Annotated in this window: 20 protein-coding genes and 1 pseudogene; 9 read left to right on the plus strand and 12 right to left on the minus strand. The window is 41.1% G+C overall.

All coding sequences use genetic code 11. The features are described from left to right. Positions 1 to 113: 113 nt before the first annotated feature. From obgE to treZ, 6 genes are all read right to left on the minus strand, one after another. The gene (gene obgE / locus FFJ24_RS16200; protein WP_029277724.1) at positions 114 to 1,109 is read right to left on the minus strand and encodes a GTPase ObgE; all 996 of its coding nucleotides are present in this window, start codon (positions 1,107 to 1,109) and stop codon (positions 114 to 116) included. A 169-nt stretch (positions 1,110 to 1,278) separates the two neighbouring features. Continuing rightward, positions 1,279 to 1,854, minus strand: a complete 576-nt coding sequence (locus tag FFJ24_RS16205; protein ID WP_138818196.1) for an adenylate kinase — start codon at positions 1,852 to 1,854, stop codon at positions 1,279 to 1,281. 661 nt (positions 1,855 to 2,515) lie between these two features. Continuing rightward, on the minus strand, positions 2,516 to 2,941 hold the full coding sequence (locus tag FFJ24_RS16210) for a DUF4142 domain-containing protein (RefSeq protein ID WP_168202492.1): 426 nt from the start codon (positions 2,939 to 2,941) through the stop codon (positions 2,516 to 2,518). Positions 2,942 to 3,207: 266 nt separating this feature from the next. Further along, positions 3,208 to 4,365: a zinc-dependent alcohol dehydrogenase gene (locus FFJ24_RS16215; protein ID WP_138818198.1), complete on the minus strand. Its 1,158-nt coding sequence runs from the start codon at positions 4,363 to 4,365 to the stop codon at positions 3,208 to 3,210. Positions 4,366 to 4,571: 206 nt separating this feature from the next. Continuing rightward, entirely contained in the window at positions 4,572 to 8,624 is a 4,053-nt protein-coding gene (gene treY / locus FFJ24_RS16220; RefSeq protein WP_138818199.1) for a malto-oligosyltrehalose synthase, read from the minus strand. Then, on the minus strand, positions 8,617 to 10,476 hold the full coding sequence (gene treZ, locus FFJ24_RS16225; protein ID WP_138818200.1) for a malto-oligosyltrehalose trehalohydrolase: 1,860 nt from the start codon (positions 10,474 to 10,476) through the stop codon (positions 8,617 to 8,619). The genes treY and treZ overlap by 8 nt, the downstream gene beginning before the upstream one ends. Before the next feature lie 133 nt (positions 10,477 to 10,609). Here treZ and FFJ24_RS16230 point away from each other — a divergent pair, with 133 nt between their 5' ends. Continuing rightward, positions 10,610 to 11,617 carry an SDR family oxidoreductase gene (locus tag FFJ24_RS16230; protein WP_138818201.1) on the plus strand — a complete coding sequence of 336 codons (1,008 nt, stop codon included), beginning with the start codon at positions 10,610 to 10,612 and terminating at the stop codon, positions 11,615 to 11,617. 1,253 nt (positions 11,618 to 12,870) lie between these two features. Here the strand turns inward: FFJ24_RS16230 and FFJ24_RS16235 are convergent. The 5 genes from FFJ24_RS16235 to FFJ24_RS16255 form a co-directional block, all read right to left on the minus strand. Continuing rightward, entirely contained in the window at positions 12,871 to 13,668 is a 798-nt protein-coding gene (locus FFJ24_RS16235; RefSeq protein ID WP_138818202.1) for an SDR family oxidoreductase, read from the minus strand. 51 nt (positions 13,669 to 13,719) lie between these two features. After that, positions 13,720 to 13,911: a hypothetical protein gene (locus FFJ24_RS16240; RefSeq protein WP_138818203.1), complete on the minus strand. Its 192-nt coding sequence runs from the start codon at positions 13,909 to 13,911 to the stop codon at positions 13,720 to 13,722. A gap of 50 nt (positions 13,912 to 13,961) precedes the next feature. Next, complete coding sequence (locus tag FFJ24_RS16245) at positions 13,962 to 14,855, minus strand: SDR family oxidoreductase (RefSeq protein ID WP_138818204.1); 894 nt, start codon at positions 14,853 to 14,855, stop codon at positions 13,962 to 13,964. Between the two features lie 195 nt (positions 14,856 to 15,050). Continuing rightward, positions 15,051 to 17,243, minus strand: a complete 2,193-nt coding sequence (locus FFJ24_RS16250) for a catalase (protein ID WP_138818205.1) — start codon at positions 17,241 to 17,243, stop codon at positions 15,051 to 15,053. Positions 17,244 to 17,257: 14 nt separating this feature from the next. Further along, on the minus strand, positions 17,258 to 17,812 hold the full coding sequence (locus tag FFJ24_RS16255; RefSeq protein WP_138818206.1) for a ferritin-like domain-containing protein: 555 nt from the start codon (positions 17,810 to 17,812) through the stop codon (positions 17,258 to 17,260). Between the two features lie 213 nt (positions 17,813 to 18,025). Here FFJ24_RS16255 and FFJ24_RS16260 point away from each other — a divergent pair, with 213 nt between their 5' ends. The 6 genes and pseudogenes from FFJ24_RS16260 to FFJ24_RS16285 all read left to right on the plus strand — a co-directional run bounded on the left by FFJ24_RS16260 (position 18,026) and on the right by FFJ24_RS16285 (position 21,830). Beyond that, the gene (locus tag FFJ24_RS16260; RefSeq protein ID WP_138818207.1) at positions 18,026 to 18,511 is read left to right on the plus strand and encodes a CinA family protein; all 486 of its coding nucleotides are present in this window, start codon (positions 18,026 to 18,028) and stop codon (positions 18,509 to 18,511) included. Between the two features lie 14 nt (positions 18,512 to 18,525). Further along, positions 18,526 to 19,203 (plus strand): DUF6766 family protein, encoded by a 678-nt coding sequence (locus FFJ24_RS16265; RefSeq protein WP_138818208.1) that lies wholly within the window; start codon positions 18,526 to 18,528, stop codon positions 19,201 to 19,203. Between the two features lie 38 nt (positions 19,204 to 19,241). Beyond that, positions 19,242 to 20,036, plus strand: coding sequence for an inorganic diphosphatase (locus FFJ24_RS16270; protein WP_138818209.1), 795 nt, complete (start codon positions 19,242 to 19,244; stop codon positions 20,034 to 20,036). 67 nt (positions 20,037 to 20,103) lie between these two features. Then, complete coding sequence (locus FFJ24_RS16275) at positions 20,104 to 20,661, plus strand: ferritin-like domain-containing protein (RefSeq protein WP_138818210.1); 558 nt, start codon at positions 20,104 to 20,106, stop codon at positions 20,659 to 20,661. Between the two features lie 203 nt (positions 20,662 to 20,864). Beyond that, a pseudogene (locus FFJ24_RS16280) lies at positions 20,865 to 21,256 on the plus strand (low affinity iron permease family protein). A gap of 100 nt (positions 21,257 to 21,356) precedes the next feature. Beyond that, entirely contained in the window at positions 21,357 to 21,830 is a 474-nt protein-coding gene (locus FFJ24_RS16285; protein WP_138818211.1) for an ankyrin repeat domain-containing protein, read from the plus strand. Here FFJ24_RS16285 and FFJ24_RS16290 read toward each other — a convergent pair. Then, positions 21,827 to 22,492 (minus strand): hypothetical protein, encoded by a 666-nt coding sequence (locus FFJ24_RS16290; RefSeq protein ID WP_246862631.1) that lies wholly within the window; start codon positions 22,490 to 22,492, stop codon positions 21,827 to 21,829. The two genes, FFJ24_RS16285 and FFJ24_RS16290, sit on opposite strands and share 4 nt — an antisense overlap. A 145-nt stretch (positions 22,493 to 22,637) precedes the next feature. Here FFJ24_RS16290 and FFJ24_RS16295 point away from each other — a divergent pair, with 145 nt between their 5' ends. Together FFJ24_RS16295 and FFJ24_RS16300 are read left to right on the plus strand one after the other, a co-directional pair. After that, entirely contained in the window at positions 22,638 to 24,212 is a 1,575-nt protein-coding gene (locus FFJ24_RS16295) for an FAD-dependent oxidoreductase (RefSeq protein ID WP_138818213.1), read from the plus strand. Between the two features lie 54 nt (positions 24,213 to 24,266). Then, positions 24,267 to 24,512 carry a hypothetical protein gene (locus FFJ24_RS16300; RefSeq protein ID WP_138818214.1) on the plus strand — a complete coding sequence of 82 codons (246 nt, stop codon included), beginning with the start codon at positions 24,267 to 24,269 and terminating at the stop codon, positions 24,510 to 24,512. Positions 24,513 to 24,522 lie beyond the last annotated feature (10 nt).

Raw genomic sequence — 24,522 nt, forward strand, 5'->3', positions numbered from 1 at the left:
CAAAAACAGGGAATTTCAATTAAGTGTTTGAGCGCCTGGTTTGGTAACGTTCATTAGTCATTAGTTGAGAGTAGAAACTAATGAACAACTGACCATTGAACTAATGGATTACTTTATCCTTCAATTGCCTTCCAAAGCATATCTTTCAGTTCTAAAATATTTTTTTCGGCTACTGATGAGATAAATATCGATGGGATATTTGGCAGATCCTGCTTCATTTCTTCCATCAGTTCTTCATCTAACATATCTGATTTGGTAATGGCTAAAACGTGTGGCTTTTGCATTAATTCAGGATTGTAAGACTCCAGTTCACTTTTAAGAATTTCGTATTCTTCTTTAATTGAGCGACTTGTATCAGCCGGAACCATGAATAACAGCACCGAATTACGCTCGATATGACGAAGGAAACGGTATCCTAAACCTTTACCCTTTGATGCACCTTCAATAATTCCAGGGATATCTGCCATTACAAAAGATTTTCCACCCCGGTAACTTACAATACCCAGATTAGGAACAATGGTAGTAAAAGGATAATCGGCAATTTCTGGTTTAGCCGCCGAAACTACAGAAAGTAAAGTTGATTTTCCTGCATTTGGGAAACCTACGAGACCAACATCGGCTAAAACTTTTAATTCTAAAATATTCCAAACTTCCTGTCCCTGCTCGCCTGGTTGTGCGAAACGTGGTGTTTGTTGAACAGAATTTTTAAAATGCGCATTACCCAGACCACCACGGCCACCAGCCGTTAAAATTTTAGTTTCGCCATCTTTTGTAATTTCAAAAAGGATTTCTCCCGTTTCAGCATCTTTAGCAATGGTGCCAAGCGGAACTTCTAAGATTTCATCCTTACCTTGTTTACCGAATTTATGGGAACTTCCACCTGCCCCACCATCTTCTGCGATGATATGTTTACGGTATTTAAGGTGTAATAATGTCCAGATATGAATACTGCCTTTAACGATAATGTGGCCACCACGACCGCCATCACCACCATCAGGACCACCCATTGACGTTAAAATATCACGATGTAAATGTGCTGAACCTGCCCCACCCTTACCAGAACGGCAACAAATTTTTACATAATCTACGAAATTCGAACCCTGTGACATATTTTAATATTGAAATGTTTTACTATTGGAACGTTGAAATGACAACTCCATTAAAATTAAAGAGTTATAACGTTTTAACATTATAACTCCTTTTATGTTTTTTATAACGGATCAGGAATTAATTAAAACCGTTTCCCTGATACTATATTTGCTTCCTGAACCCGATACTTTACACTTTATACTGATCAATTACGGCGCAAAGATCATGATATACTGTTTCTATTTCACCAATCCCGTTTACTTTATTCAACTTCCCCTGCTCTTCATAATAAGGCAATACATGGATCGTTTTATCAAAGTATTCTGAAATCCGTTTTTTCAGTTTTTCAGCATCATCATCTGGACGGCCACTGGTTTTATGACGTTCGGCAATACGTTTTGTAAGCTCGTCCTGATCAACATCTAAAGCAATAACACCAGCAATTTTACTGCCTTTACGCTCTAAAAATAAATCAAGCTCAATTGCTTGCGGAACGGTACGCGGAAATCCATCAAACACAAATCCTTTAGCATCAGGATTTTTATCCACCTCTTCCTCAAGCATGGCAATCGTAATGGCATCGGGAACCAATTCTCCATCAGCTAACAATTGACTTACTTTTTTTCCTAATTCTGTTTCTCCTTTAACGTGTGCTCTAAAAAGATCGCCTGTTGAAACGTGTACCAACTGATATTTTGCAATCAGCTTTTCAGATTGGGTGCCTTTACCCGCCCCTGGAGGGCCAAAGAGAACTAAATTAAGCATTCAAGTTGTTTAGGTTGTCTTCAAAAAATTAAAAAAGCCTTATTCCTATGGCTCTGTTACAAGTAATATCCAAATCACTGATTAATAGCATTAGACATTGCTTAGTTTCAAGGCTGCAAATATATAATTATTAATTTAGATGCCATTTAAAATTGGCAATTTATTTAGAAAAGGTCTATTTTAATGACATTTATCTTTTTCTAAAAAGAATCTTGTGCCATTTTTATATTTGACAGAATTTTCATCAAATACTAAGTCACATAAACAAAAGATTCTTTTTAAATTTTGATCAATTTTCACAAAGAATTTAGATGTTTGAAACAATTTTCTAATTATATGAACCTATCCATATAAAAAAACAATCCAAATCAATGAATCCTGAATTTAAGTGAACTTACAGAACGTATTGGTTAATAATATTCCATTGCTAATTATTTTAATACTGCAGACTCTAAACCAAATAGCTAATGTATCATTAAGATAATTTTTTAGTCAATATATAGGCCCCATTCTATACATTCATGAAATGAAATCAATCTATTCTACGCATGTTGCCTGCAACACAGCCTAATGGTTTAACCGATTTCATTTACATTATTGGTCATAAATTCAATTTTTGATGAATCCTGGCCTATTACAATTCAATGAGTAATTATCCAATCTAATGAAGTGTCTGAATCTCTGAAAGATTCTCGGTTAGCATCGGAAGTTTTTGTCGGGCCCATTCCCTTAATGCAAGATCTTTAGCCCCTTCTGAAGAAATCGCATTAACATGAAATCCGACAAATTGCTGATCCGATTCAACAGTTAACCTGACCAGCTCCTTCTTAAAGCTATCTCCTGTGAGCTTTTTTAATTCAACAAGCCTTTCATGGTTTTCATCACTGATAGCAATGGAAGAGGCAGGTCCGCTTATTCCTAACAGCGTATTCAACTCCAAAATGTATTTTTTTGAAAACTCTACACGCTTTTTTGCAAGTATAGGAAAACGCGGATCAGCATTGATTTTGAAAAGCTCTTCATTCAGAAGTTGTTGATAGTTATGCTCAGGCACGGTCATATCATAGAAATTTTCAGATGTGATCATATAGGCCCCAGTATCTTCCTTATGGCAGGATGTACACAGCAACCAGCAACATACCAAACCATATAGTAGCAGCTTAAAGTGTAGCGAAAAAAAAAGATTGATAGCACATCGTATATCCATGGTTTTTCGTTTTATTTCGAAAAGCCTTTTATCGGATTGACAGGTACTGCGGAGAGCACTTATAACATAAAGCAGCATAAAAAAGCAAATTTTAAAACAAGGTAAATGTTAGCCTGGTATGCTACCAGGCTAACATTTATTAGAGGCTAAGGCTTCAAAACAACCTTAACACAATCGTCTTCCTTTTCATCAAAAATTTTATAGCCACGTGCGGCATCTTCAAGCGGAATTGTATGGGTTATAATATCATCCAGCACTACTTTACCCTCATCTACAAGCCCGATCAGTTTATCAATATAGTTGAGTACCGGAGCCTGCCCCTGCTTAATGGTAATACCTTTGTCGAATATCCTAAACAGCGGAAAATTATCATAAGGAGATCCGTAAACGCCCATAATAGATACCGTTCCCATCCTGCGGACAGCTTCAAAACACATTTCAAGGACTTTGATTGATCCTTTTTCAAAATTTATCGTTGCCTTAACCTTATCCATAAAGCTACGCTCAGGTTCAAAACCAACAGCATCTACACATACATCGGCTCCCCGTCCACCGGTCATTTCCCTGATGGCTGCTACAACATCAACTTTATGTGGATTGAGGATGTCGACATTGTTTACTGCTTTTGCTTTTTCCAACCTGTAATCAAGGGGATCAATCGCAATTACCCGGCTCGCTCCATTAATCCAAGCTGCTTTCTGGGCCATTAAACCCACCGGACCTGAACCAAAAATGGCCACCACCTCACCTCCCTTGAGTTGTGCCCAGTCAATAGCCGACCAGCCTGTAGGAAAAATATCGGTCAGAAAAAGTGCCTGCTCATCACTTAAATGCTCCGGAACAATCCGAGGACTGATATCCGCATAAGGTACCCTTACATACTGTGCCTGCCCGCCCGAATATCCACCGTACAGATCGGTGTAACCAAATAATGCGCCACCTTTTTGGCTCATCATATCACCATTAGGACCATAGTTTTTAAAATTCGAATTTTCGCATGCAGGGGATGCCTCATGCGTACAAAAAAAACATTTACCGCATGAAATTGGAAAAGGAACCACCACACGGTCGCCACGCTTAAGATTGGTGATGGAAGCACCGACTTCTTCAACGATCCCCATAAATTCATGCCCCATAACCAATGGTTCTTTTTGTGGAACTGCACCGCTTAAGATATGGAGATCGGAACCGCAAATGGCAGTTGAGGTAACTTTCAGAATTACATCCCTTGGATCCAGAATTTCCGGATCGGGAACATTGTCTACCCGGATATCGCCAGGTTTGTGAAATACTGCTGCTTTCATAGTATTGATTTTAAGATATTGATGTTTAACCCTTCATAAATCACCTGTGGTGTTAAAGAATCAACAATGAAAAATCAGCTATAGTTTAGGTAATTTTCATTTTTAAAACATTCAGTAAACAACAAGTTAAATAGCTGTTAATAAGAATGCTTTTTATGCACTAAAATTGATTACACAAGCTGAATAGGATCAACTTTTCAGAATTTTCAGCGCCCATAAAGTTCGGTTTCTGCTTTCAGCCCGTTTATTGTTTTCTCATCTATAAATTGTTTATCGGCTCTCCATGCCCAATTCCCTGTGGCCTTGCCCGGGATGTTCATCCGGGCAGTTTCATCTAAATGCAGAATATCCTGCATGGGGATAATGGCAATTTTAGCAATGGAAGCATAGCAGAGCCCGATCAGGATGGTATTGATATTCTTTTCATTAACCTCGGCGCCAACATATTTTGAAAGTCGCTTTTTAACGTTTGCATCGGTTTCATTTTTAAACCAGCCCAGGGTTGTATTGTTATCATGTGTGCCTGTGTAAACAATAAAATTTGACGAGCCGAATTGATGTGGGATATGCACGGATCCTGCTAAATCTTCACCAAAAGCAAATTGAAGTACTTTCATGCCCGGCAACCGAAATTGTTTTCTCAACTGCTCAACATCCGCTGAAATTTCACCTAGATCTTCAGCAATAAAGGGGAGTTTGCCCAATTTCTTTTCCATCGTTTTAAAAAATGCAGCACCAGCTCCAGGCTTCCATGTACCATCTACGGCATCTTCTTTACTGGCCGCAACCTGCCAATAATTAGAAAAAGCCCTAAAATGATCTAAACGAAGAAGGTTATATAGCTGTTGGTTTTTCTTTAACCGGTTTTCCCACCATTTAAAATCATCCTCTTTCATCTTTTCCCAGTTGTATACCGGCATACCCCAGAGTTGGCCCTTTTCGTTAAAATAATCAGGAGGAACGGCAGCAACCTCTATTCTGTTTCCGTTTTTATCAAGTAAAAAATTTTCACGCTGTGCCCATACTTCAACAGCATCATAATCAAGGTAAAACGGGAGATCGCCAATCAGTTCTATGTCTTTCGCATTTGCGTATTCTTTTAACCTATACCACTGGTGATAAAAAATAAACTGGTTCCATTTTATTTCTTCAATTTCGGCCTGATTGCCTTTTTCAAATTTAACGATAGTTTGGACATCCTTTAATTTAAATTTTTCTGGCCAGTTAAACCATTCTTTACCCTTAAAATATTGCTTTATGCAGGTATAAACAGAAAAATCAGCTAGCCAATCTTGTTCGGTTCTACAAAACAGGTTAAATTCATCTACCAGTTTTTCATTCCCTTTAGCTTTAAACAGTTGATAAGCCTTATTTAATATCTGCTGCTTCATTACTTCTGTTTTTTCAAAATCTACCGGCCCTGTTTCTGGTAACATACAGTCATCCAGATCGCTTTCGCTTAAAAGCGCTTGTTCAAATAAGCATTCAGGACTGATCAGCATCATATTTCCGGCCATGGAAGAGTTGCTGGAATAGGGCGAATACCCAGTTTCTTTTTTGGTTGGATTAAGCGGTAAAACCTGCCAGTAGCGTTGCCGTGATTTGGCAAGGAAATCTACAAATTTATAGGCGCCAGGGCCTAAATCGCCAATACCAAAACGAGACGGCAAAGCACTAATGTGCATAAGCACACCTGCAGAACGCGGATTATTTTTAGGCATTAACTTAATTACCGCCAACTGCATGTGGTTAAACAACTGGCTGATCAGGATACCTTCATTTAAGGGATCTTTATACTCCTTTTTTTCGGTCAGCAGGTTTTGCCAGCTAAGAGGTGCCTCATTTGGCAACAACACCTGGGTATCTTCCCAATCAAAATTATCGGCTGCTACATTTTGATTTTTACAGCATTTAGCAAACCCCAAAGGAACCACAGTGATTAACCATTGCTGTTTATATTGCCTTGCAAAAGCACAAATATGCTGGCTATACTTACCTTGAACCTGTAAAGGAATGTATGCTCCACGTTCAAAAACTTCTGACTCAGACTTTCTTATCTTTAGCAAAGTTTTAGTTAGCCACATTTTAATTTTTCCCGAAAACCTGTCTTCCCAAAGCCTTTTAAAATTAACAGGCGCATCAAATGCTGCGATCAGATCCGTCCTATCGGCATAATTGACCGGTCTTCTGTTATCTGGATCAACAAGACTTAAATCCCATAATTCGGTTCCCTGGTAAATATCCGGGATGCCCGGAGAGGTGAATTTCAGGGCGAGCTGGGCTAAACTGTTGATGACTGCAAAATCGGAGATGCGTTTTAAAAAATTTCTGATTAAACTATTACTTTCCTGCTTTTCAGTTAAAAGAGCCTGCGAAAATTCAGTGAGTTTATCCTCATAGTCTTCATCAGGATTTGCCCAGTCTGATCGTTTTTTCGATTCTCTTAATGCTTTTACAATAAACTGCGCCAAACGGCTTTCGATTTCATGATCATCATCTTTATGAAAGGGCAAAGCGCCGATAATGGTCTGCAGGACTAAATAAACATCATTATCATGTAATAGCTTAAAAGACGTATTCTGTTTTTGTAGGGATACGAAAGTTCTTTTTAGTTGCTGCACCAATTGAGACCACTCATCCGGAAGATCGCTAAGTACATTTAATCTTGCTCTAACATCTTCCCCTTTTTTGGTGTCGTGAGTGGAACTTCCATTGATGCTAAATGGCCAGTCGTGTTGGCGTTTATACATTTCATTATGAAACTCATGCACTGCCATTCCAAAAGCATCTGGCGCATCACCCACTTCTGCATGGCCTATAAACCGGTTATAGGTGAACATGGCGGTATCCTCTACGCCTTTGGCCATTAGCGGACCTGTAAACTGCATACAGCGCTGAAAAAAATGACTCAACTTTTTGTTGTAGGCCCTGTTTTTCTTTTTTGGGGTTTCTAAGAGGATTTTGTTCAACAACTCTCCTGCTTTAGCCAGCTTTTTATCACGGAGAATGGGTGCAAGCAAATTTTGAATATGAAGTGATTCAGCCTCTGCCAGTGGAAAGCGATAGTTGTAATATCGGTATACAGGCATAGCGATAAGCATTTCGGCAAGTGCCTTTTTAAGATCAGCTTGCTTAATGATCGAAAAATCGGGCAGTTTAAGTTCCAAAAAGAGTTCGAATAAATTATCCAGTTCTCCCTGCATGTGCTTAAACAAGATGTTGCTTTTCTTTTCGTAAATCAGCGTGGATGGATCGAGTTTTTTACCTGTTACTTCCTGATAAAGTTTATTAAAGGGCTTTTCTGCTTCTTTGTTTGTAAAAAGATTATTTACCATTGCTAAAAAATCGTAGCCTGTACTTCCCTGCACTTTCCAGTCTTTAGGTAATTCTTCACCATTTTCGAGAATTTTTTCTACAACGATATAAATGTCTTTGCCTACAGCGTTTCTAAGCCGTTCCAAATATTCCTTAGGATCATATAGGCCATCAACATGATCAATCCGCAAACCCTGAAAAACTCCTTTATCAATCAATTCAAAAATGTAGCGGTGGTAAAGATCGAATGTTTTCTGATGTTGCATATTGAGGCAGATCAGGGCATTAACGGTAAAAAACCTGCGATAGTTAATGTTATAGTTGGTTTCCTGCCAGTTGCACAATCGATAATGCTGATTTTTGACAATCCTGGTTAAGACAGCAGTATCCCTATTTATTTCCTTAAGGTCTTGTGTGGAAAGAGTCCTGGCGGTTTCTGCATTTACCGGCCAGTTCGAATCACCATAATTGAGGTAGTATTCGCCTTTAATGGCCTGCAATTTTAATTTCTGCCCTGCAATCGCCTCTTCAAGGTCCTCACCTAAAAAAGGTACCATTAAACGTCCATCGCCCTTTTGCAAATCAATATCGAAAAATCGTGCAAATTCAGAATCATTTCCTTTTCGAAGTACATCCATTAACCAGGTATTATTTGGATGAAAGGCCATATGGTTTGGAACAATATCCTGAAGCCATTTAATGCCAGCAGCTTTTAACTTTTCAGAAAGCTTAAGCAATTCTGCCTCGGTACCAATCTCGGGATTTATTTTCAGTGGATTTACGATATCGTAACCGTGCGTACTCCCTGGCATCGCCTCAAAAATTGGCGACGCGTATATCGTATCGATCCCCAGTTCTGTCAGGTAGGGAATAATATGATCGAGAGATTTGAAGTTAAAATTTTTATGGAACTGGATTCGATAGGTAGAAGTGGGTTTATACATGTGTTTTAAAAAGAATAAGAGTTGATTCGGGAAATAAAGTAATCTGACCGTCTGCAGGTATACTGTTTGATTCGGCGTTTGAGCCTCCCCATTTTAGCAAAGCAGAATCCAACAGCACCGACGCCTGTTGAAATGCCGGATCGATAGATAACGTTTGCTTTTGTATAGAAAAATTAAACATGGCAATGATTTCTTCCTTGTCTTTCCAGCGTTTCAATATCATGCAGTTTTTTTTAGAAAAGGCCTCTGCATATACATTTTTCCGATCCAGGTTAGCCAGTACAGGATGTTGTTTCCGCAAAGCGATTAAAGTTTTATAATAACTGAGCATGGTCTTGTGCTTCGGTTCACCGGTTTTTTTCCAGTCGAGCTTAGACCTTTCAAAAGTAGACTCGTCCTGGGGGTCGGGTGTATCGCCATTATTGTGAAAAGCAGCAAATTCTGCCTTTCTTCCTTTCCTCACCGCTTCTACCAGTTCCTCATCGCTATGACTGACAAAAAACTGGAAAGGATTGGTTTCTGCCCATTCCTCGCCCATAAATATTAAGGGTAAAAACGGGCTGCAAAAAACTGCCGCAGCCATTACCTTTAACATTTCAAAACTAACCAGGGTACTGCTCCTTTCGCCCAACATGCGGTTGCCCACCTGATCGTGGTTTTGTGAAAAGACAACAAATTTAGCTCCTGAATCATCTTTTACGGGAACACCAAACTTTTTCTGCCGGTGTGCCGAATATTGCCCGGTGTACACATAAGCATCCTGACAAGATTTGGCCAGATCTGCTACACCGTTAAAATCGGAATAATAGCCCTCTTTCGCTTGTCCAGTACAAACCCGGAGTGCGTGATGAAACTCGTCAACCCACTGGGCGTCCATTCCATAACCATATTTGCTTTGATGCCGGATATAACGATCGTCATTTAAATCAAGCTCAACAATCAGTTGGTATGTCCTGCCGGTAAATTGAGAGAGTTTTTCGGTGTGTGTTTTAATCTCCGCCAGAATATGCACCGGACTAAGATCTTTAATTGCATGCACCGCATCCAACCTGAGGGCATCGATGTGAAAATCCCTTAACCACATCAACGCATTTTCAATAAAGAAATCACGCACGGCATCACAGTTTGCATCATCAAAATTAATCGCCTTCCCCCATGGTGTATGGTATTTATCAGTAAAATAGTCGCCAAAATCGGAGAAATAATTCCCTTCGGGGCCCAAATGGTTATAAACCACATCTAAAATTACTGCCAAACCTTTGGCGTGGCAGGCATTAACCAAATGCTGTAAGGCCAGCGGTCCGCCATAAGTGTTTTGTACTGCAAAGGGAAACACGCCGTCGTAACCCCAGTTTCTATTACCCGGAAATTGTGCCACCGGCATAATTTCTACGGCTGTAATGCCAAGCTCAACCAGATAATCAAGTTTAGTTGCTATGGCAGCAAAATCTCCATCTGGCGTAAATGTTCCGGTGTGAAGCTCGTAGATTATGAGATCATTGAGGTCTTTTCCTTTCCAATCAGCATCCGTCCAGTTAAAAGTGTTTACATCAAATGCGGTAGAGCGCCCGTGAGGCCCTTCTTCCAAAAACAAAGAGGCTGGGTCTGCCCGGTGAAGCATTTCTCCCCCGGTTATCAGATTAATTTTAAAGGCATATCGATCAAGCGCCTTGATCTGGTTCGTTTGCAAATACCAATAACCATAGCCCTCCTCAAACAGCGCTAAAGAAATTTCGCGATCTCCAATTAAGATAGAAACCTGTGCGGCCAGCGGTGCCCACAGCCTGATTTCAGCTTCCCCGTTTTCAGTAAAATTTAGTCCAATATTTTGTTTTCGTATATCTATTTCCATGGAAGCAGTTTTAAAAAAAACAAAAAAAATGAGCCAAAAGTTTTGGCAACAACAGCTCATTTGCCAAAGTTCAAAAAAACCAAACCATCTAAAACTTCATCTGGTTATATCTATACCTATTAAATACATCATTATGGACACACAAAAAAAAGTTACGCGACGCGAGGCAATCGGGGGCCTCGGAATCGGACTGGCTAGCATGGCAATTTCACCAACATTAACTGCAGCAACATCAAGCCAAAACAATTACTGGCCAGATGCGCCGCTTGAAGATCCTACCACTAAGTACCCTCGTCCACCCTTTAACCATCAGAATCAGCCCTGGCCAGCGTTAGCCAGCAAAATGGAACCAAGGCCCGATCATGGCGAAACCAGTTATAAAGGTTCGGGAAGACTGACAGGACGAAAGGCGCTAATTACGGGTGGCGATTCTGGCATGGGCAGAGCCGCAGCCATTGCCTATGCCAGAGAAGGCGCGGACGTGGCCATCGGCTATCTTCCACAGGAAGAACCGGATGCCAAAGAAGTTATTGAACTGATAAAAAAGGCTGGCCGTAAAGCCGTTGCAATTCCAGGCGATATCAGAGACGAAGCCTTTTGCAAAAAGCTGGTAGATACCGCAGTAAGCCAGTTGGGTGGCCTCGATATTCTGGTAAGTAATGCTGCCAGACAGCAAAGTACGCCTTCGCTTGCCGATTTAACCAGCGATCAGTTCGACTGGACCATAAAAACAAACATATATGCCCCGTTCTGGATAATTAAAGCAGCCTTGCCACATTTAAAACCCGGATCGTCTATTATCGGAACTACCTCGGTACAGGCAACCGATCCTTCGCCCGACCTTTATGATTATGCACAGACCAAAGCTGCTACAACAAATTTTGTAAAATCTCTGGCTAAACAACTTGGGCCTAAAGGCATCCGGGTAAATGGCGTTGCACCCGGTCCTATCTGGACGCCGTTACAAATGGGAGGTGGTTCGACGCCCGAGAAACTTAAAGAATTTGGCAAAGACACTGCATTAGGCAGACCAGGTCAGCCTGCAGAACTGGCTTCAATTTATGTTCAGCTTGCTGCAAATGATGCAAGTTTTTCTACAGGACAGATATATGGTGCTGCCGGCGGAAACGGGCAACCATAAAATATTGATGTACAGTCAGTATGATTTACTATTGATATGGAACAAAGGACTTTAAAGATACCAGGTGAACAGTTATAATAGGTATGGCATGGTCCCACAAAATAGTTTGAGTAATATCGTTATTTCTGGCAGTGGGGAGATCTTCTAACATCGTTTAAAGATTTCTCCATTCCACTGTGTTCCAGTCGAAATGACGCCCAATTTAGAAATCTGTCATTGAGAGATAAACGTTTTAGCCGTTAACACAGAGAAACTGAATGCTTAAGCCCTTGTCATCATGAGGCCCTGATTTTAGAAAAATTTCAGATTGATGGCTATAGGTTGTGTGATATCGTCATCTCGACCGCAGTGGAGAGATCTTTTAACATCGAAGATTTCTCCATTCCCCTACTTTCCAGTCGAAATGACGCCCAATTTTAGAAATCTGTTATGGTAGCGGTTAGATTTTTTTTAGACACATAGATCAAGGATCTTTAAGATATAGGCCAGGTGAATAGTAAAAAATGTTTTTAGGTTTTAGAAACGAAAGGTCTGTTTTTCATGGCTGGCAGCAGTCCCGCCATCGCTTATAGTCCTCGTTACGCTAAAGCTTCACTGTGGGCTATCCGCTCTGTCGGGTTTATTTAACAAGGGTTAGGTATGGCATGGCTCTAAAACTCTGAATTGTTAGGCTAAGATCGTTGTTTCGGGCTGCAGTGGGGAGATCTTCTAACATCGTTCAAAGATTTCTCCATTCCACTGTGTTCCAGTCGAAATGACGCCCACAATTATTATCATTAGTAAATATAACATCTATATTAATAGCATAGCCGAAGACCTTACCCAAATATTTCCCGCTGATTTCGCAGATCATCGCAGAGTAGCTTTCGAGGTTTTTGTTGGTGCGGGATTTGTGACCTGGTTTAGCGTTTTGTAATTGCAAAGCGTCTGTTTCTATATTTATTTTTAGCTTTTGCAGCACCAGCCGTAGTTCCTAAACCCGATCGGTGTGCAAAGCCCGCAGACCCGAAGCATGAGGGCGAGGACTTGGAACAAAGAGCGGGACAGCAGGCCGCCAAGAACCACTGTCTGTTCATTTCCAAATCTTTCTGAAACGCAAAACCTAAAACACTGTCATTCTGAGGAATAAATGACCTCCAATTATCATCCACCCGCAATGGGGAGATCTTTTAACATCGTTCAAAAATTTCTCCACTCCACTTGGTTCCGGTCTAAATAACGACCAGTTTTAGATACCGGTTTTTAGAATGCCATTATGATTGATCATCAACCGGCTCCTGCTGCTTACCGGTCTGTTCGGCCAGCAAACTATCAGGCGTAACATTCCCCATTGCTACCTGCAATTTATTCTTAAATCCGGAGATCACCATATCCTTTCCTGCAATCATGGCCTCATAACCATCTTTAGCTACATCTGCAGGGTCTGCCAGTTCCCCATCCTGTACCACCTTAGAATCCAGCATATCGGCTTTTCTAAAAAAATCGGTATCCGTTGGACCTGGCAATAAAGAGGTTATGGTAACAGGTGTATCTTTAATTTCCGCGCGGACTGCTTCATTAAAGGAGTGCACAAATGCTTTTGTTCCATGATAAACAGCCTGATAAGGTCCGGGTACTTTTCCTGCAACAGAAGCCACATTTAATATTTTGCCGCTTCCCCGCGCTACCATTTCACGTACATACAATTTGGTTAAGGTTAGCAGAGCAGAGATGTTAAGCTGGATAATATCGAGTTCCTTATCCAGATCGGTATCTATAAACTTGCCGTAAACACCCTGGCCTGCATCATTAACCAGCACATCTACCTGTATATTTTTAGCTTTTATTTGCTCGTACACGTCTAAAGCAGCCTTAGGCTCAAAAAGATCGGCAGTAATGGTGATGACTTCAACTCCATGTTCTTCGAGTACAACCGCAACCCGTTTTAGTTTGGCCTCGTCCCTGCCAACAATAATCAGGTTAAAGCTGTCTTTCGCAAAAAGCTTTGCGAGTTCATAACCAATGCCGCTGCTTGCCCCTGTAACAAGGGCAAAATGTTTTGTAGTATCCATAAAAATCTATTTTTTCAATTCATCAAAGCCTTTAAAAAATTAATGATCTATTTAATCATTAAGGTCTTCATCAGTCTGTTGATCCATCTCCGAATCCGATTTTGATGACTGTTTAGCCAACTCCCCGGCAGCATCTTCATCCTGGTGAGCACTGTCAGCATCACTTCCTTCTATTTCCGAGAGCGGGATAACCCCTACTTTATCCTCTTTCTGTGTTTCGATGTCTGTTTTTTTGTTTTCCATAGTTTTAATATTTATTAAAAATCATACTTAGCAGGACGGATTGCCTTTTATCAGATGGTAATCATCCCACCTGTAACGGGTATAGTGGCCCCTGCAACATAGCTTGCATCATCAGCGGCCAGAAACACAAATGCCGGGGCTACTTCTACGGGCTGGGCTGGTCTGCCCATCGGCGACTGCTTTCCGAATTCTTCATGATCCGGGATTGTAGACGGGATCAATGGCGTCCATATTGGGCCAGGAGCTACAGCATTCACCCTGATTCCCTTGCCGTTTTTCAACAATATCTGGCTCAGATTAGCCGTAAAATTCTGTATGGCGCCTTTGGTTGTGGCATAAGCCAAAAGCTGCTCGCTTGGCGAGTATGCATTAACCGAAGTTGTATTGATGATGCTGCTGCCGGGTTTGAGATGAGGCTCTGCCGCTTTGCATAAATAGAACATGGCAGTAATATTGGTATCAAATGTCCGCTCCCATTCAGCAGGTGACAAATCATCCAACCCTTTCCGGGCCATTTGAAAAGCAGCATTATTAACCAAAATATCCAGACCGCCCAGTTCACTAACAGCAGTATCGATAATTTCCTGACAATGCTCTTGGTTTCTGATGTCACCTGGCAAGGTTATCGCTTTTCTTCCGGCTTCGGTTACCCAACGGGCCGTTTCCTGTGCATCCTCATCTTCGGTTTCATTTAAATAACTGATCAGCACATCTGCCCCCTCTCTTGCAAATGCAATGGCTACAGCACGCCCTATTCCGGAGTCACCGCCCGTAATAACAGCTTTTTTCCCGGCCAGTTTTCCGCTGCCTTTATATGAAAGTTCCCCATGATCTGCTTTTGGAATTAATTCCGACTCGGTTCCGGGAGGCTCCTGGTCCTGTGTTGGAAATGCGGGTTTCGGATATTTTTCTTTCGGATCTTCAGAGTTCTTATAATTTTCCATGTCGAATAATTAAATTTATAATACGCTATAGATTAATTCCGGGCAGATTTTCTTGCTGTCCGGAAAAATTCCTCTCCATTATAAAACAAGCTAAAACCTTTGCCGGTTTGGTTTTATTAAAAAAACAGCCAGGCTGATGGATTACCTGGCTGAAATGACATTTAAACTGGTGTTGTTCTAAAATTACCGGAATTTCTATGCCGGAATTTTTCTTGGAACTTCCCGGTCCCAAAATCTGTGCTGGGCAATCATCCTGATAAACAGTTCTGCTAATGAAGAAAGATTTTCCGAAACAATTATCCCCTCGCGCAGCACAGTCTCCTCCGAATATTCATCCGGAAGTTTCTTGTAGAAATATGTAGCCTCCAAAACCTGTATTGCGGTAACATCGGCTGCTATTGCCTTACAATGCTTAAAGGCCTCGTTCAGAAAATGTACTGCATTAGCCTCTGCTTCTAATGTAGCAGAACTGTTTGTTCCTCCCGGAAGATAAACAGCATCATAAAGTACAGAAGCGGCTGTAAGAAAACTCTCATCAACCTTGATCTGCTGATCTTCCTGCGAAAGAATGGCACCAAGTTTTGGCGCTATAATGTGCACAACTGCACCTTGGGCAATAAGTGCATCCTTAACTTGACTGAGCGATTTACCATCTACCCCATCTGCTGCTAGGATGGCTATTTTTCTGGTAGCAATGCTATCCTTAAGTGTTCCAGACATACTTAATGCCTCCGATTTTGCAAGTTCTCCATCTTTCTGTTCGGGGCTATAATCAGCAGGATCAGCGTCTGCCGGCACACTGCCATTTAGTTCTTCCAAAGGAATAACGGGAACGTGAAGCCCAAGAGCATAAGCTACTGCTGCAGCAAGTCCTTTATCAACATGGTTAAGTAAGCCAAGCATGCGTTCCCTTATCTCAACCATTTTTACCTTGCCCAGCTCAAAGCTTAATGCATCTATAAGGTGGTTTTTTTCGGCATCAGACTGACTGTTAAAAAACAACCTCGCCTGTGAGAAGTGATCGAAAAAGCTCCTGCTTCTTGCGCGGATCTTCTTCGCATCAATACGTTCGTTATAACTTACAAAGCCGCCATCTGCAGCTGTAGCCTGTTGTGGATCGTTTGCAGCTATTCCATTAGGACCATAACTGGTCTTCCCACGGTTTATAGTTTGGCGCATATAGCCGTCGCGCTGGTTATTGTGTACAGACACAACAGGTCTGTTAATCGGAATCTCATGAAAATTTGGTCCGCCAAGCCTGATCAGCTGCGTATCGGTATAAGAAAAAAGCCTGCCCTGTAAAAGCGGGTCGTTGGTAAAATCTATTCCCGGAACAACATGCCCGACATGAAAAGCAACCTGTTCAGTTTCTGCAAAAAAATTATCGGGATTGCGGTTTAAAGTCATTTTTCCAATGCGTTGCACCGGAACCAGCTCTTCAGGAATTAATTTTGTCGGATCCAATAAGTCGAAGCCAAACTTAAATTCATCTTCTTCTGCAACAATCTGAACACCAAGTTCCCACTCCGGAAAAGCACCTGCTTCTATCGCATCCCAAAGATCTCTTCTATGAAAGTCTGGGTCCTTTCCAGAAATATTCTGCGCTTCATCCCATGCAACCGAATGTACGCCCAGCAGTGGTTTCCAGTGAAATTTCACAAAACTTGCCACCCCCGATCCATTAACAAAGCGAAAAGTATGTACCCCGAAACCTTCCATCATCCGGTAACTCCTTGGAACGGCCCTGTCGCTCATCAGCCACATAACCATGTGAGCAGACTCGGGCATAAAGGAAATGAAATCCCAAAAAGTATCGTGTGCAGATGCCGCCTGGGGCATTTCATTGTCTGGCTCAGGCTTAACAGCATGCACTAAGTCAGGGAATTTAACTGCATCCTGAATAAAAAATACAGGCATGTTATTACCTACAAGGTCAAAATTACCTTCCTGAGTGTAAAATTTTACGGCAAAACCCCGGACATCACGGGCAAGATCGGTAGAACCTCTTGATCCTGCTACAGTTGAAAACCGGACAAAAACAGGTGTTTCCAAACCCGGATCGCAAAGGAAAGCTGCCCTTGTCATGTCAGACATGTCCTCATATACCTTAAACACCCCATGTGCCCCAGATCCTCTGGCATGTACAACACGCTCGGGTATCCGCTCATGGTCGAAATGGGTAATCTTTTCCCGTAATATAAAATCTTCCAATAAGGTTGCACCGCGATCGCCGGCCTTAAGAGAATTCTGGTCGTCGTTTATTTTGACTCCATGATTGGTGGTTAGTTTTTGACCGGTAGAATCCGCAACAAAGGCCTCAAGTTTTGTCGTTTTATCATTGTCCTGTTGTATTGGACTGGTATCTTTTACTGTTGTTTTTTTTGCCATTTTTTTCTCCTTTCTTAAGCCTCCTCAGCTGCTTTATAATTAATTTCATTCTCAGCAATATCGGTAAGCTTTACATCAGCAAGTTTTTCTTCTGCTAGTGTTTGTTCAAGTAAATCTGCAATTTCTGTTAAACCCAATGTAGTTGCCAATTGGAAAAGCCCGCTGTAAGAAGCAATTTCGTAGTGTTCTACCTTTTGGCTGGCTAATATAATGCCCACATCCCGGGTTGCTGTTCCAGCCTCAGTTTCTTCAATAATACTTTCTCCCTCTTTACTCAATCCTTCCATCGCATCACATTTTTTGGCTATGGGTTTTTCGCCAAGGAGTTCAAATACCTTTTCAAGTCTGGCTACATGTCCTGTGGTTTCAGTAAGATGCGATTCAATTGCACCTTTAAGTACTGGTGATGTTGCGCTGGAAATCATTTTAGGCAAATTTTTAACCAAATGATTCTCGGCCCAATAAAGATCACAGATTCCATCTTTAAAGAGTTCTTTCAAGGCCGGAGAAGCCGCTATCGTATCTTTAGCGCTAAGTTTTGGTTTACTGCCGCTGTCTTGTTTTTTCATGGTATGTTTATGTTTAAGATGTTTCGTTGTTGACCATCATGTATTATAACCCTATATTTTGCTATTTAGTTTCCGAAATTTATGTATGTTTTAATAAAGGGCCTAATAGCTACCTGTTACGATCCCGGCTTTAAAACCATTTGCCAAAACAGGATGTTATTTTAGGCGAAGCCCTTAATCAGATAATGAGTGGGCCACTAGCCAGATCTTATTATGAAAAGCGAGAATATGGATACGGTGGGCAAAATGCTCATCAGTAAAAATTTAATAATAGCCTTTGCCGAAAGTGCGACTGCCGGCCGGCTTTCAGCTGAATTTTCCATGATTGATAATGCTGGAAAATTTCTTAAAGGTGGTATCGCCTGTTATGATGCCTGCTTAAAGGAAGATCTTTTACAGGTTGACCACGCGCTTATTAAAACCTATACACCCGAATCAATGGAGGTAACCCGGGCAATTAGCCTTGGGCTTTCACGGTTGATCCCTGCAGATATCCATATCGGAATTACCGGACTCACCACCCCGGGCGGGAGCGAAACCCAGGAAAAACCAGTAGGTACCATGTTTATTTATGCCACCCACCAGGGTGATCTGGCCTTTTCGCAAAGGTTTAATTTTACCGGAGAACGGGAAGAAATTGTTTCTGCAACGGTAGAGGCCTGTGCAGCAATGCTGATAGAATATCTTGATTCCATCTAATTAATAGCCGTATTATGAAAGCAAAAAAAGTATTCCCCAAAAAAACCTGGTTATATAAAAACGGGCTGTCTGTTGTCTTCATCAGCCTGTTTATCCTTACGCTTTTCGCGCAGGCCCTTACCGGCTGGAACGAGCACAACAGTGAACTGAACGAACATGGAGCACCCGGCCTTGATTTCGGCACTTACCTGCAGACAGGTCATTTTATCTCCGCAACTTTTGAAAATTTCGAAAGTGAATTTTTACAGATGATGTTATATGTATTGTTGACCGTAAAACTCCGCCAGATTGGTTCTGCCGAATCAAAAAAACTGGATGAGCCCGAGGAAGTAGACCGGGAACCTGTTCCTTCTAAAGATGCGCCATGGGCAGTACGCCGGGGCGGGTGGATCTTAAAACTATATTCCAACTCGCTTTCTATTGTTTTCAGCATACTTTTTTTGCTGAGCTGGTACCTGCATTTTTATGGCAGCTGGCAAGACCACAATGTAGAACAGGTATTAAAAGGAGAACCAACAGACACGATGGGCGCATACATCGGACAAGCCAATTTCTGGTTCGAAACCTTCCAAAACTGGCAGAGCGAATTCCTGTCTGTAGCTGCCATTGTGGTACTCACGATATTTTTAAGGCAAAAGGGATCGCCAGAATCGAAACCCGTTGATGCACCTCATATGGAAACAGGGAAATAAACTGATAATCAAAATAACCATATTAATAGTTTAGGGTGATGAGCAGATATACACAGGTAATTATCGAGACACCAAAAGGATCGCGACAAAAATTCGACTATGAACCCGAAAGTGGCAGCTTTTTGCTGAGCAAACTGATGCCGGCAGGCACAGTCTTTCCATTTGATTTTGGGTTTATTCCGGGTACCATCGGAGATGATGGCGATCCGTTTGATGTGATGCTGATCTCTGAACTTAATACTTTCACGGGCTGTGTGGTCGATTGCCGGATTATTGGCGGGATAAAGGCCCAACAGCGGGAAAAAGATGGAAAAATAACACGTAACGATCGTTTTATTGCCGTTCCGGAAATTAGTCTGGCTTATGAAAAGTTAAATTCATTAAAGGAAATACCTGAAAAACTACTGAAAGAAATTGAGCAGTTTTTCATTGGCTATAACCTGCAGGCAGGAAAATCATTTAAGGTCCAGGGGCATATCAACCAGGATCAGGCCCTTAAACTTATTGACAAGGGCCGTAGAAACAACCATGACAAACAAAAACTCATCCAGTTGTTTTTGCCTTTAACAAATTCGCGATCTGCAGATCAAAAATTAAAGGCGCTGGAGCAAAAACTGATCAAAAATTTCGGAGGACTGAGTATTTATGCCCAAAACCCCGTATTGGGCAGCTGGAGGGAAAAAGGACAATTGGAGAAAGACAAAATGATGGTATTTGAAGTGATGGTACCCCTTGTTGATCAAAAATTTTGGAAGAAACTTAAAACGAGTCTGGAAAAACAGTTTCGTCAGAAAGAAATATTGATCAGGTCTCTCGATATCGGGATGATATAATAAAAAACTCAAAACCATCACACTTTTAACCTGTTCTATAATAAAGAAACCTATTAAAAATATAATTATGGCAACTACAAAAGCAACGGTAAAAAAAACCGCTAAACCTACAGGAAAAACAGGAAAAATTGAGAATTCAGAATTCCATGATTTTTTTATTGATGAGTTAAAGGATATTTATTGGGCAGAGAAACATCTTGCAAAGGCGCTTCCAAAAATGCAGAAGGCCGCTACAAGTCCTGAACTGGCAGCAGCTTTTGAAAAACACACCCAGGAAACTGAGCAACATATCGCCACCCTGGAAGAAGTATTCAGTCTTTTAGGAGAAAAAGCCAGTGCAAAAAAATGTGATGCGATGGCTGGTTTATTGGAAGAGGCCAACGGAATTATCGCTGATACTGATAAAGGCACCATGATCCGCGATGCCGGGCTTATCCTGGCTGCTCAAAAGGTGGAGCATTATGAAATTGCAACCTACGGAACTTTAAGGGTATTTGCAGAGAATATTGGCCACGATGACGTGGCAGAACTACTGACGCAAACGCTCGAAAATGAGAAGGCGACAGATGTAGCCCTGACCGAAATAGCCGTTAACGCAGTCAACGCTGAGGCGGTAGCAGAATAATTAAAAAAGGCTCCAAAAGGAGCCTTTTTTTTTGCTTTCTCTTTCAATAAAGCGCTGCTCAATCATGTTTTAACATAAATTAAAACCAAACAGGGTTAGCCTTGTATATAGTTTTAAAAAATTTTATCATGAAAAAGCAAAACCTTTTTGAGCGTATATCCGATAAAATTACTTATTGGACAGGAAGTGCCTGGGCTTTTACCATGGCTTTAGGTGTTATCATTATCTGGGGCATAAGCGGCCCTGTATTCCATTATTCGGATACCTGGCAATGGTCATTAATACAGGGACAACCATCATTACTTTTTTAATGGTATTTCTGATTCAAAAAACGCAAAACAAAGATTCAAAAGCAATACAATTGAAGCTTAATGAACTATTGGCAGCAAGCCGGCACGCCAGTAACCGCATGGTTGATATTGAAGATCTTTCGGAGGCTGAGCTTGACGTACTGCATAAATATTATCAAAAACTTTCTGATGCGGCAGAAAAAGATGAAGACATACACGTTTCGCATTCCATTGATTCTGCAGAAAAACTTTCCAGCGAAAAATCATCGGGCAAAAAGCGGACGAACAGGAATAAAACGGATTGACCTATTTCTAAGCAGCCAGTTACTGCCGTAGCAAATTAATAAAATCTGTTTTAACTTAAAGGCAGGAAAACCTTTTCCCTATAATCACAGTTTTATCTACATGGAAAATTTAGACCAATTAATTATACCTGCAGCAAGGCAGGGAGAAACCGAAGTATTGAAAGAGCTGATTAAAAGGGGTGCCAATGTAAATGTCAGAGATGAGAAAGGCTATACCCCGTTAATCATCGCCTGTTATAATAACCGTTTACAAAGTGCAGAGGTGCTTTTAGATGCAGGAGCTGATATAGATGCCGCAGACTTTGGTGGCAATACAGCACTAATGGGTGTTTGCTTTAAGGGTTACCTACCAATTGCCGAATTACTTATAGCCAGGGGTGCAAAATTAGACCTGCAACATGGAAACGGTGGAACGGCATTAATGTTTGCAGCGATGTTTGGAAGGAACGATCTGCTGAAACTCTTACTTGAAAAAGGTGCAGATCCTTCGCTTACCGATATCCGTGGACAGCGTGCTGCAGAGCTTGCAGCAATGCAGGGTAATGAAGAAGGACTTGCAATTTTACAACATTAAGGTCTGCCATCAAGTAGTCCTTTTACCAGCAGTTTCCATTGAGGATAGGATAAACCAAGCTTTGCACTAAAACCAACAATGAGATTCCGTGTTCTATCGATTAAATTTCCTTCATCGGTATTCGCCTGCTCATTCCTGCCATGTTCCTCTGCCCATACAGTAATCCCATCTCTGCGGACAATAAAGGTGGAAGTGGCATGGTTTTTTAAAAAATGAGCAGTTTGTTTATCGTTATTAAAAGGTGAAGGACATGGACGGACACACATACTGATCATTTCCTGATCACCCTCATGGTCTTTTTTAATTTCTTCAATCATTACCCAATCAAATCCATCTCCTGATACCGGACCTGGCCCAGGGATATCTATTCTAATGAAATCTCCCTTTTGGGCTGATCGCATAGCTTCTTTCCCTTCAGGCGCAAAAATCTTAAAGTCTGAAAGTCCGGAGATTTTACTCCATTCATTCACTTCAAGTAATCTTTTTGCAGCTATTGAGAAAAATTCCTGCGCCTGACTGAGGCTGTTTAACTTCCGTTCTTCAACCACATCCATCTGGCTTCCGATAACCTGCCGGGGAACCAGACTGTTATTTAATTTTCCCATTGTCTCTTTTTCTATAGAACCATTTGTCTTTGCTCTTGGTTTGATTAATTTGAACATAAATAACCAGGCCTGAAATAACTTTTAAAATTTAAAATGATACCCTATAAAAATAATCACTCAGAATAGCAGCTAAGCTGTTTTAAAAAAACTACAAACCTTTCTGTTTAAAAACAGGTTTTTAATGTATCAACTGCTTTAAAAAATGGAAAACCACGGAACAGAAACAAATAAGAGAGACGGAGCCAATACCAGTATCTGGCAATCTGCTTTAGCAGACCACCCGGCAAGTGACTATTCTGATTACCAGGAAGTATACGATGCACTGATTATAGGCGGAGGAATTACCGGTATAACAACCGCTCTGCTTCTGCAAAAACAAGGAAAGAAATGTTTACTGGTAGAAGCAAAAAATCTAGGTTTCGGCACAACTGGGGGAACTACCGCGCACTTAAACACTTTTCTGGACACCACTTATCCTGAAATTGACAGCGCTTTCAGTAAAGAGGCCTCAAGCCTGATGGCCAAAGGCGCAAAGAAGATGATCGAAATGATCAGCACAAACATCAGGGAACTAAAAATTGATGCAGACTTTGAGTTTAAAGCGGCTTATCTTTTTTCGCAGAACGAAAAAGAAACCGAAGAACTCCAGTCTATTCTGGAATCATCGCAAACTGCCGGTATAGAAGTGAGCGAAGTTTTTGAAAACGGTGTTCCAATCCCGTTTGAGCATGTGCTGTGTTTTAAAAACCAGGCCCAGTTCCACCCCTTAAAATATATCACCGGCCTGGCCAAAGAATTTGAAAGACTGGGCGGAAAAATTATCGAACAAACGTTTATCCATAGTACCGAGTTGCGTGAAGACATCCACTATGCAAAGAGCGATAAATTTACATTCAAAGCAAAAAATATTGTTTACGCAACGCACATTCCTCCAGGTATAAATATTCTTTCACTACGCAATGCACCTTACCGCAGTTATGTACTGGCAGTAAAACTGAACAGCGGCGAGTATCCAGATAGCCTCGCATACGATATGCAGGAGCCATACCATTACTTTAGGAGCCATGAAATTGATGGACAAAAATATCTGATTATTGGAGGTGCTGATCATAAAACCGGTCACGAAGATCCAATAAAGGCATTTGAAGATCTTGAAAGCTATGCCAGAACATATTTCGACATTAGCCAGATCGATTTCCGCTGGTCATCCCAATACTATGTACCTGTTGATGGCCTTCCCTACATTGGCCATTTACCCGGTAGCGACAAGGGGATTTTCGTTGCAACAGGTTTTAATGGGAACGGCATGATATTAGGTAGTCTTTCGGCTGTCCTGCTCAGCGATCTTATTTTAGGAAAAGAAAACCCCTATGAAAAATTGCTGAGCCCATCAAGGTTAAAACCGATCTCTGGATTTACCGAGTTTGTAAAGGAAAATGCAGATGTGGCTTACCATTTTGTAGCTGATCGTTTTGGTGCTGAAATAATCAGATCTACCGGTGAACTGGCAAATGATGAGGGTAAAATAGTAGAATTTGATGGAAAAAAACTGGCATTATATAAAGATGATACCGGAGAAATAACAGCCTTAAATCCGGTATGTACACATGCTGGCTGTATTGTGGACTGGAACCCAACAGAAAAAACCTGGGACTGTCCCTGCCATGGAGGTAGATTTTCGATTACAGGAAAAGTCCTAAACGGACCACCGCAGAAAGACCTTGAAGTGATTCCCGTAAATGAAATAGATTCGCCAAAAAATGTGCAAAAAAAATAAACATCTTAAAACCAGTGAAAGATTTTTTTTGTTATTAATAACAAAAAAGAATATATGGAAAAGATGAAAAGATCAGTTGGGCTGGATAATGAATCCATGAATGCACTTACAGTCAGGAAACCCGCGCTCAAAGTACATGCCTTAATGGGTGCAGAAATCGGAGCGCTAAAAAAAACTGTCACTGTTTTACAGTTACGCAATTTTGATGCGAACACATTAAAAGATCCCCGTGATGTTCCGGGAGAAATAAAGGTTTTAACTGTTTTGGCGACGAAAAATGGCCTTCAGGGCCTTTTATAAATCTTAGGGC

It is taken from the genome of Pedobacter sp. KBS0701 (genome assembly GCF_005938645.2).
GTDB lineage: Bacteria > Bacteroidota > Bacteroidia > Sphingobacteriales > Sphingobacteriaceae > Pedobacter.

Bases quoted from the DNA above. Each gene is read 5' to 3' on its own strand.
- obgE (WP_029277724.1), bottom strand. From the start codon at position 1,109: ATGTCACAGGGTTCGAATTTCGTAGATTATGTAAAAATTTGTTGCCGT.
- FFJ24_RS16205 (WP_138818196.1), bottom strand. From the start codon at position 1,854: ATGCTTAATTTAGTTCTCTTTGGCCCTCCAGGGGCGGGTAAAGGCACC.
- FFJ24_RS16210 (WP_168202492.1), bottom strand. From the start codon at position 2,941: ATGATCACATCTGAAAATTTCTATGATATGACCGTGCCTGAGCATAAC.
- FFJ24_RS16215 (WP_138818198.1), bottom strand. From the start codon at position 4,365: ATGAAAGCAGCAGTATTTCACAAACCTGGCGATATCCGGGTAGACAAT.
- treY (WP_138818199.1), bottom strand. From the start codon at position 8,624: ATGTATAAACCCACTTCTACCTATCGAATCCAGTTCCATAAAAATTTT.
- treZ (WP_138818200.1), bottom strand. From the start codon at position 10,476: ATGGAAATAGATATACGAAAACAAAATATTGGACTAAATTTTACTGAA.
- FFJ24_RS16230 (WP_138818201.1), top strand. From the start codon at position 10,610: ATGGACACACAAAAAAAAGTTACGCGACGCGAGGCAATCGGGGGCCTC.
- FFJ24_RS16235 (WP_138818202.1), bottom strand. From the start codon at position 13,668: ATGGATACTACAAAACATTTTGCCCTTGTTACAGGGGCAAGCAGCGGC.
- FFJ24_RS16240 (WP_138818203.1), bottom strand. From the start codon at position 13,911: ATGGAAAACAAAAAAACAGACATCGAAACACAGAAAGAGGATAAAGTA.
- FFJ24_RS16245 (WP_138818204.1), bottom strand. From the start codon at position 14,855: ATGGAAAATTATAAGAACTCTGAAGATCCGAAAGAAAAATATCCGAAA.
- FFJ24_RS16250 (WP_138818205.1), bottom strand. From the start codon at position 17,243: ATGGCAAAAAAAACAACAGTAAAAGATACCAGTCCAATACAACAGGAC.
- FFJ24_RS16255 (WP_138818206.1), bottom strand. From the start codon at position 17,812: ATGAAAAAACAAGACAGCGGCAGTAAACCAAAACTTAGCGCTAAAGAT.
- FFJ24_RS16260 (WP_138818207.1), top strand. From the start codon at position 18,026: ATGAAAAGCGAGAATATGGATACGGTGGGCAAAATGCTCATCAGTAAA.
- FFJ24_RS16265 (WP_138818208.1), top strand. From the start codon at position 18,526: ATGAAAGCAAAAAAAGTATTCCCCAAAAAAACCTGGTTATATAAAAAC.
- FFJ24_RS16270 (WP_138818209.1), top strand. From the start codon at position 19,242: ATGAGCAGATATACACAGGTAATTATCGAGACACCAAAAGGATCGCGA.
- FFJ24_RS16275 (WP_138818210.1), top strand. From the start codon at position 20,104: ATGGCAACTACAAAAGCAACGGTAAAAAAAACCGCTAAACCTACAGGA.
- FFJ24_RS16285 (WP_138818211.1), top strand. From the start codon at position 21,357: ATGGAAAATTTAGACCAATTAATTATACCTGCAGCAAGGCAGGGAGAA.
- FFJ24_RS16290 (WP_246862631.1), bottom strand. From the start codon at position 22,492: ATGTTCAAATTAATCAAACCAAGAGCAAAGACAAATGGTTCTATAGAA.
- FFJ24_RS16295 (WP_138818213.1), top strand. From the start codon at position 22,638: ATGGAAAACCACGGAACAGAAACAAATAAGAGAGACGGAGCCAATACC.
- FFJ24_RS16300 (WP_138818214.1), top strand. From the start codon at position 24,267: ATGGAAAAGATGAAAAGATCAGTTGGGCTGGATAATGAATCCATGAAT.